Source organism: Mycobacterium sp. (assembly GCF_046095365.1).
Lineage (GTDB): Bacteria > Actinomycetota > Actinomycetes > Mycobacteriales > Mycobacteriaceae > Mycobacterium.
Map to the genome: position 1 here is coordinate 1 of NZ_JBJTJF010000110.1, position 8,303 is coordinate 8,303.

7 protein-coding genes are annotated in these 8,303 nt (G+C 70.6%); 5 read left to right on the forward strand and 2 right to left on the reverse strand.

The features are described 5' to 3' along the window. Positions 1-67 precede the first annotated feature (67 nt). Genes ACKOQ4_RS09160 through ACKOQ4_RS09170 form a run of 3 tightly spaced genes read left to right on the forward strand, consistent with a single transcriptional unit; the run spans position 68 to position 2,218 of the window. Positions 68-931 (forward strand): Rv0045c family esterase, encoded by an 864-nt coding sequence (locus ACKOQ4_RS09160; RefSeq protein WP_526291043.1) that lies wholly within the window; start codon positions 68-70, stop codon positions 929-931. Between the two features lie 4 nt (positions 932-935). Then, a complete protein-coding gene (locus ACKOQ4_RS09165; RefSeq protein ID WP_526291031.1) occupies positions 936-1,730 on the forward strand; it encodes an LLM class F420-dependent oxidoreductase in 795 nt (264 codons plus the stop codon). Between the two features lie 35 nt (positions 1,731-1,765). Next, complete coding sequence (locus ACKOQ4_RS09170) at positions 1,766-2,218, forward strand: MarR family winged helix-turn-helix transcriptional regulator (RefSeq protein WP_526291033.1); 453 nt, start codon at positions 1,766-1,768, stop codon at positions 2,216-2,218. On the opposite strand, the gene ggh is transcribed toward ACKOQ4_RS09170, so the two are convergent. Continuing rightward, a complete protein-coding gene (ggh, locus tag ACKOQ4_RS09175) occupies positions 2,219-3,559 on the reverse strand; it encodes a glucosylglycerate hydrolase (RefSeq protein WP_526291035.1) in 1,341 nt (446 codons plus the stop codon). A gap of 53 nt (positions 3,560-3,612) precedes the next feature. Here ggh and ACKOQ4_RS09180 point away from each other — a divergent pair, with 53 nt between their 5' ends. After that, a complete protein-coding gene (locus ACKOQ4_RS09180; RefSeq protein ID WP_526291037.1) occupies positions 3,613-4,281 on the forward strand; it encodes an SDR family oxidoreductase in 669 nt (222 codons plus the stop codon). Positions 4,282-4,331: 50 nt separating this feature from the next. Here ACKOQ4_RS09180 and leuS read toward each other — a convergent pair whose 3' ends face one another. Then, complete coding sequence (gene leuS, locus ACKOQ4_RS09185) at positions 4,332-7,187, reverse strand: leucine--tRNA ligase (protein ID WP_526291039.1); 2,856 nt, start codon at positions 7,185-7,187, stop codon at positions 4,332-4,334. 192 nt (positions 7,188-7,379) lie between these two features. Between leuS and ACKOQ4_RS09190 the strand changes: the two genes are divergently transcribed. Continuing rightward, the coding region (locus tag ACKOQ4_RS09190; RefSeq protein WP_526291041.1) for an LpqN/LpqT family lipoprotein at positions 7,380-8,303 on the forward strand (924 nt) is incomplete at its 3' end.

Genomic DNA, 8,303 nt, shown 5'->3' on the forward strand with positions numbered 1-8,303 from the left:
CCGCAGCAGCTGCCCGACGACGTGGCGCGCGCGCAGCTCGAAGAGTTCATCAAGGGCTAACCGCCTCGTGGACGAGTTCGGGTTCCTGCCTGCGAACGCCGAACAGGCCGGCGTGTCCGGTCCGCTGCCTGTAGTCGAGCGCATCAGCCGCGGCGACATCAGCGCGCTGCGCTGGGGCGCCGAGCCGGCGAAGGTGGTGTTCCTGCACGGCGGCGGGCAGAACGCGCACACCTGGGACACCGTCATCGTGGGTCTGGGCCTGCCGGCGCTGGCGGTCGACCTGCCCGGCCACGGCCATTCGGCCTGGCGCGAGGACGGCGACTACGGACCCAAACTCAACGCCGACGCGGTGGCGCCGGTGATCGCGGAGTTGGCCCCCGACGCCGATCTGGTGGTGGGCATGTCGCTCGGCGGGCTGACCGCGATGCGCCTGGCCGTCACCGCACCCGAGCTTGTCCGCGAATTGGTGATGGTCGACGTCACCCCGTCGGCACCCGAGCGCCACGAGCAGATGACCCAGGCGCAGATGGGTGCGGTGGCGCTGGTCCAGGGCGATCGCAGCTTCCCCAGCTTCGAGGCGATGGTGGAGGTCACCGTCGCCGCCTCCCCGCACCGGTCCCGGGAGTCGTTGCAGCGCGGGGTGTTCCACAACTCCCAGCAACTCGACGACGGCACCTGGACGTGGCGGTACGACACCTTCCGCAAGGGAGAGGGGTTCGAGGGCCTGTGGGAGGACGCCGCCGCGCTGCGCACCCCGACGACGCTGGTGCGCGGGGCGAAGTCGTTCTTCGTCAACGACGACGACGCCGCCGAGTTCGCCCGCACCGCCCCGGGTTTCCAGCGGGTGGTCGTCGTCGCGGACTCCGGCCACTCGGTGCAGGGCGATCAGCCGCGGGCACTGGTGGAGATCCTGCGTTCGGTGCTTGACTGACGCCATGTCCTTCCCCATCCGCATCGGTGTCCAACTGCAGCCGCAGCACTCCAGCCACTACGAGTACATTCGCGACGCCGTCCGCCGCTGCGAGGACATCGGCGTCGACATCGCGTTCAACTGGGACCACTTCTACCCGCTCTACGGCGATCCCGAGGGCGCCCACTTCGAGTGCTGGACCATGCTGGGCGCCTGGGCCGAGCAGACCTCCCGCATCGAGATCGGCGCGCTGGTCAGCTGCAACTCCTACCGCAACCCCGAACTGCTGGCCGACATGGCCCGCACCGTCGACCACATCTCGGACGGCCGGCTGATCCTGGGCATCGGGTCGGGCTGGATGCAGAAGGACTATGACGAGTACGGCTACGGGTTCGGCACCGTCGGCAGCCGCCTCGACGACCTCGCGGCGGCGCTGCCGCGGATCGAGGCCCGGCTGGCCAAGCTCAATCCGGCTCCGGTGCGGCGCATCCCGATCCTGATCGGCGGCCAGGGTGAGCGCAAGACGCTGAAACTGGTGGCCAGGCACGCCGACATCTGGCACGGCTTCACCGACGCCGCGACCTACCCCGGCAAAGCCGCGGTGCTCGACGCCCACTGCGCGACGGCCGGGCGGGACCCGGCCACCGTGGAACGCTCCTCCGGCGTCGGGGGCCGCGACCCGGCCGCGATCGTCGCCAACGCCGAAGCGCTGGCCCGTCTCGGTGTCACGCTGATGACCGTCGGCTGTGACGGCCCCGACTACGACCTCGGGCCGGCGCGGGCGCTGGTGGCCTGGCGCGACAGCCTCGCCAAGGGCTGATCCCGGCCCCGGCCAAGCAGTTAGACTGCCAAACCATGTCCGAGGTCCAGGCGCAGCTCACCGCCCTGGCGGCCGATCTGCAACGGGTCCTGGCCCGGCTGGTCACCGTGGTCCGCCGCGGCGACCCCAACCGGGCCTCCCAGCCGGACCTGACCATGGCCCAGATCTCGATCCTGCTGACGCTGCTCGACAGCGGCCCGATCCGGATGACCGACCTGGCCGCCCGCGAACGGGTGCGCACACCGACCACCACGGTGGCGATCCGGCGGCTGGAGAACCTCGGTCTGGTCAAGCGGTCCCGCGACCCGTCGGACATGCGCGCGGTTCTGGTCGAGGTGACCCCGGACGGTCAGGTGCAGTACCAGGAGGCGCTGCAGGCCCGGCGCACCCATCTCGCGGACCTGCTGAGCCGGCTGACCGAGGACGAGCGGGCCGATCTGGTCCGCGCCATCAAGCCACTCGAGCGGCTCACCGCGTCCGAGGACTGATCAGCCCAGCCAGTCCAGCACCGCCGCGGCGGTCCACGACTGCTGCATGCTGCCCAGCGGCTCTCCGGTGAACGGCTCGTAGTACTCGGCGAAGGTTCCGTCGCCGGCCTGCCGCAGGCCCTCGCGGCGCAGCATCATCGAACGCTCCGACCAGCCGCGGCGGGCGAACGCCCAGGCGAACAGCCAGTTCAGCACCGGCCACACCGGTCCGCGCCAGTACTCCCGCGGCCGGAAGTCCCCGGACACCGGCGATGTCGAGGGCAGCAGTGCGAACCGAAGGTCGGGGTGGCCGCAGAACCGCGGGCCCTCGAAGATCTTCAGCAGCCGTCGCTCCTGCTCGTGGGTCAGGCCGCCGCAGAGCAGCGGGGCGAAGCCCGCCACCGTGTCCGTGCTGATCCAGGATCCGGCCCGCAGATCGAAATCCCTTGCGAAACCGGATCTTTCATCGGCGGTGTCCACCACGCCCGCGCGAAAACGGTCCGCCCACGAATACAGGTCGCGGACATCGGCGTTGGGCCGCTTGTAGTCCTCCCCGACGGTGGCCAGCACCTCGCAGGCCACCGAGAAGATCGCCGAGACGAACACGTCCTCCACCGCGAAACTCATCACCCCGGGCAGCCGGTCGTCGTCGTAGCCGACCGACTTCATCTCCTCCAGCAGCAACAGATAGCGGTCGTACTCGCCGTCGGACGGACGCTGGCCGGGGTCGGTGATGATGTGGTTGTCCGCGCGCTCGTAACGGGGCACCGCCCTGGCGATCACGTTGGCGTAGGCCGAATCCCACCTCGGCGAGTTGTCCATGCCGGACTCCCACCCGTGATACAGCGTGACCCGGCCGCGCTGATCGGGGTCGCGGGCCTCGGCCAGCCAGCGGTGCCAGCGCACCAGGTCGTTCCAGCGCCTGTCCAGGAACCCCTCGGCGACCGCGCGGGTCGAGCGCCCGTGGCTGCGGGACCGGTCGAGGATGCGCTGGACCGCGATGGCGTGCACCGGCGGCTGGGTGATGCCGGAGGTCTGCCGGTCGCGCGGCGCGGCAGCGCTCAGCTCCCGGCATGCCCACCGCTCCGGCCCGGGGAAGTACCCCTGCACTCCCTCGGCGAAGACGATGTGCGGGATCATCCCGTTGGACCACTGGGCCGAGAGCAGCGTGTCCAGTTCGACGACCGCGCGCTCCACGCTGAGCACGGCCAGGCCCATCGACACGAACGCCGCGTCCCAGCTCCACATGTGCGGGTACAGGCGCGGCGCGGCCGAGGTCATGTCCCCCAGGTCGTTGCCGCGCAGCAGGTACGCCGCGCGGGCGGCCAGCTGGGTCGGCGTGTAGCCGGCGTCGAATGCCACGCGTTCATTCTGCGGTGCCCGGACGGCCCGCCGCAGGTCGGTAGGGTGGCGCCATGCCGACCGCGCTGATCACCGGGGCCGGCGGCGGGATCGGCGCCGCGATCGCCGACACGCTGGCGCCCACCCACACGCTCCTGCTGGCCGGCCGGCCCTCGGCCCGCCTGGACGCCGTCGCGCAGCGGCTGGGTGCCACCACCTGGCCGATGGATCTTACCGACGTCGACGAAATCGATTCCGCCGCAGAGGTTCTCGCCGAACTCGACGTTCTGGTGCACAACGCCGGCGTGGCCTTCCCGGGGCGGGTCGGCGAATCGACGCCGGAACAGTGGCGGGCCAGCTTCGAGGTCAACGTCACCGGCGCGGTCGCCCTGACTCTGGCGCTGCTGCCCGCGTTGCGTGCCGCCCGCGGCCAGGTGGTGTTCATCAACTCCGGCTCCGGGATCAACCCCTCCCCCGGCCTGGCGTCGTATTCGGCCAGCAAGTTCGCGCTGCGGGCGTTCGCCGACTCACTGCGCGCCGACGAGCCGCTGCTGCGGGTCACCAGCATCCACCCCGGCCGGGTGGACACCGAGATGCAGCGCGACCTGGTGGCCTACGAGGGCGGCGACTACGACCCCGCGCGATTCCTCACCCCGCAGACCGTGGCCGGCGTCGTCGCCCAGGTGCTGGCCACTCCCCCCGACGCGCACACCCACGAGGTGATCGTCCGCCCCCGCCGCTGACTTCGGCGCGGTATTCGCCGCCCAGCGGCGACGAGCGCGCCGAAGTCGCGCTAGACGACGACGTTGACCAGCCGGCCCGGGACGACGATCACCTTCCTCGGGGTGGCGCCGGCCAGGAACGCCTGGACCTTCTCGTCGGCCAGTGCCGCCTGCTCCAGCACCTCCTTGCCGGCGTCGGCCGCAACCGTGACGTGGCCGCGTACCTTGCCGTTGACCTGAACCGGGTACTCCACGGTGTCGGCCACCAGATAGCGCTCGTCGGCGACGGGGAACGGGCCGCGCGCCAGCGAGGCCTGGTGGCCCAGCCGCCGCCACAACTCCTCGGCCAGGTGCGGGGCCAGCGGCGCGACCATCAGCACCAGCGGCTCCAGCGCCGAGCGGGCGGTGACACCCGCCTTGGTCAGGTGATTGGTGTACTCGATCAGTTTGGCCGCGGCGGTGTTGTTGCGCAGGTTGACGTAGTCGTCGCGCACCCCGACGATGGCGCGGTGCAGCGCCCGCAACGTCTCGCCGTCGAGGGCTTCCTCGGAAACCCTTGTCGCACCGGTGTTCTCGTCGACGACCAGCCGCCACACCCGCTGCAGGAACCGGTGCGCCCCGACGACATCCTTGGTGGCCCACGGCCGGGATGCTTCGATCGGGCCCATCGACATCTCGTAGACCCGCAGCGTGTCGGCGCCGTAGGAGTCGCAGATCTCATCCGGTGAGATCGAGTTCTTCAGGCTCTTGCCGATCTTGCCGAACTCCTGGAAAACCTCGGTCTCGCCGTCCGGGCCGGGCAGGAAGAACCGGCCGGCGCGCTCCACGACGTCGGCGGCCGGCACGTAGGCGCCGCGGGAGTCGGTGTAGGCGAAGGCCTGGATGTAGCCCTGGTTCACCAGCCTGCGGTAGGGCTCCCGCGAGGTGACGAAGCCCAGGTCGTGCAGAACCTTGTGCCAGAACCGCGAATACAGCAGGTGCAGCACCGCGTGCTCCACCCCGCCGACGTAGAGGTCCACCCCGCCAGGGTCGGCCGCGCCGTGTTCGTCGGGCCGCGGCCCCATCCAGTACGCCTCGTTCTCGATCGCGCAGAACTCTTCGCTGTTGTGCGGGTCGGCGTAGCGCAACTCGTACCAGGAACTTCCGGCCCACTGTGGCATCACGTTGGTGTCGCGGGTGTAGGGCCGAAGGCCGTCGCCGAGGTCCAGCTCGACGTGCACCCAGTCGGTCGCCTTGTTCAGCGGCGGCGACGGCTCGCTGTCGGGGCTCTCCGGGTCGAACAGCACCGGCGAGTAGTCGGCGATGTCGGGCAGTTCCACCGGCAGCATGGAATCCGGCAGCGGGTGGGCCCGGCCGTCGGCGTCGTAGACGATGGGAAACGGCTCGCCCCAGTACCGCTGGCGGGCGAACAGCCAGTCCCGCAGTTTGTACTCGACGCGTGCGCTGCCCCGGCCGTCGGCCTCCAGCCGGGCGGTGATCGTCTTCTTCGCCTCGTCGACGGAGAGACCGTCGAGGTAGCCCGAGTTGACCAGGGTCCCGTCGGCGACATACGCCTCCTGCGAAACGTCCCCGCCGGCGATGACTTCGGTGATCGGCAGGCCGAACTCGGAGGCGAACTCCCAGTCCCGCTGGTCGTGGCCGGGCACCGCCATGATGGCGCCGGTGCCGTAGCCGAGCAGGACATAGTCGGCGATGAACACCGGAACGGGTTGCCCATTGGCCGGATTGGTGGCGTAGCTGCCGAGGAATACTCCGGTCTTGGTCTTGTTCTCCTGACGTTCCAGATCGGACTTGGCGGCTATCGAGCGCCGGTAGCCGGCCACCGCCTCGGCCGGGGTGGCCGCCCCGCCGGTCCAGCGCGGGTCCACGCCGTCCGGCCATCTCGCCGCGGCCAGGCGGTCGACCAGTTCGTGCTCGGGGGCGAGCACCAGATAGGTCGCGCCGAACAGGGTATCGGGCCGGGTGGTGAACACCTCGACGTCGGCGTCCCCGACGGCGAACAGCGCCGACGCCCCGGTGGACCGGCCGATCCAGTTGCGCTGCATGGTCTTGACCTTGTCCGGCCAGTCCAGCACGTCGAGGTCCTCGAGGAGGCGGTCGGAGTATGCGGTGATGCGCATCATCCACTGCCGGAGCCGCTTGCGGAACACCGGGAAATTGCCGCGCTCGCTGCGACCCTCGGCGGTGACCTCCTCGTTGGCCAGCACGGTGCCCAGGCCGGGGCACCAGTTGACCATCGAGTCCGCCCGGTAGACCAGCCGGTGGCCGTCGACCACGTCGGCGCGCTCACCCGGCGTCAACGCCGCCCAGTCGCGGCCGTCCTCGAGTCGCCTTGCTCCGCTGTCGAATTCGGCGATCAGCTCACCGACCGGGCGGGCCTTGCTGCGCTGCGGATCGAACCAGGCGTTGTAGATCCGCAGGAAGATCCACTGCGTCCAGGTGTAGTAGCCGACGTCGGTGGTGGAGAAGCTGCGGCGCTGGTCGTGGCCGAGTCCCAGCCGCCCCAGCTGCCGGCGGAAGTTCCCGATGTTGGCCTCGGTGCGGGTGCGCGGGTGGGTGCCGGTCTGCACCGCGTACTGTTCAGCGGGCAGGCCGAACGAGTCGAAACCCAAGGCGTGCAGCACATTGCGGCCGGTCATCCGGAAGTAGCGGGCGTAGACGTCGGTGGCGATGTAGCCCAGCGGGTGACCGACGTGCAGTCCCTCACCGGAGGGATACGGGAACATGTCCTGGACGAACATCTTGTCCTCGGGCACCGCGGTGCCGTCGGTCGGCGCCAGCGATCCCACCGGGTTGGGCACGTTGAACGGTCCCCACCGCCGCCAGTTGTCCTGCCACCGCCGTTCGATGCCGCCGGCCAGTTCCGCGGTGTAGCGGTACGGCGGTGCGTCCGTGCCGTCCGCGGCGGTCGTCGGCGATTCGGTCACGCCAGACAGGGTATCGGCAGCCCGGTGTCGGCAACGGTGCGGTATCGGTTGCGTCGCAGGCCGGTCAGGGGTTGGTTCCAGGTCGGTTCCGGCGCTGTCGACGGCCCCCGGACGGTGGTTATGGTCGGCACGGAAGTGGGCTGCGAACGCTCCGATCGTGCGGCCCAACCGTTGCGAACAAGGACATCGAGGATGAACACGAATACCCGTAACTGGCGGGTAGTGCTCGGGGGTGTGGCCGCGGGTACGGCGGCCGTCATCGGACTCGCCGGCGCCAACGCGTCGGCTGAGCCGGACCTGCCCGCCCCGCCGGCACCTGCCCCCGCCACCGTGACCCAGACCGTCACCGTCACCGCCGCGCCGGTCGCCGCCACACCGAGTCCGGCCCCGGCCGCCGCGAGTGTCACGGCTGCGGCCGCACCCGCGCCGGCCGCGTCGACCACCGCCCCCGCTCCCGCCTCGGCACCGGCTCCGGCCACCGAACCGGCGCTGCAGCCGGCCACCTCGGGCACCATCACCGAGTTCTTCAAGGACAAGGGCGTGGCGCTGGAGCCGCAGAAGTCCACCGGCTTCACCGCGCTGAACATCGTGCTGCCCGTCCCGCCGGGCTGGAGCATCGTGCCTGATCCCAACGTTCCCGACGCCTTCGGCGTGATCGCCGACCGCAAGGGCGGCGACGGTCTCTACACCTCCAACGCGCAGTTGCAGGTGTACAAGCTCGTCGGCGACTTCGATCCGCGTGAGGCGATCACCCACGGCTACATCGACAGCCAGAAGCTGCGGAGCTGGCAGTCCACCTCTGCCTCGCTGGCGGAGTTCGGCGGCTTCCCGTCGTCGGTCATCACCGGGACCTACCGCGACAACGACATGACGCTGAACACCACGCGGCGCTACGTCATCGCCAAGACCGGCTCGGACAGCTACCTGCTGTCGCTGTCGGTGACCACCGCGGCGAACCAGGCGGTAGTCACCGCTACCGCCACCGACGGGATCCTCAACGGGTTCCGGGTGACCGATCCGGCCGCGGCCCCGCCGGCCGCACCGGCACCCGCCGCGGCACCCGAGGCACCCGCACCCGCCGCACCGGCACCCGCCGCACCCGAGGCACCCGCACCC

What these genes read in the sequence shown, in the direction of transcription:
- ACKOQ4_RS09165 (WP_526291031.1), top strand. Translation starts at nt 936, where the DNA reads ATGTCCTTCCCCATCCGCATCGGTGTCCAACTGCAGCCGCAGCACTCC.
- ACKOQ4_RS09170 (WP_526291033.1), top strand. Translation starts at nt 1,766, where the DNA reads ATGTCCGAGGTCCAGGCGCAGCTCACCGCCCTGGCGGCCGATCTGCAA.
- ACKOQ4_RS09180 (WP_526291037.1), top strand. Translation starts at nt 3,613, where the DNA reads ATGCCGACCGCGCTGATCACCGGGGCCGGCGGCGGGATCGGCGCCGCG.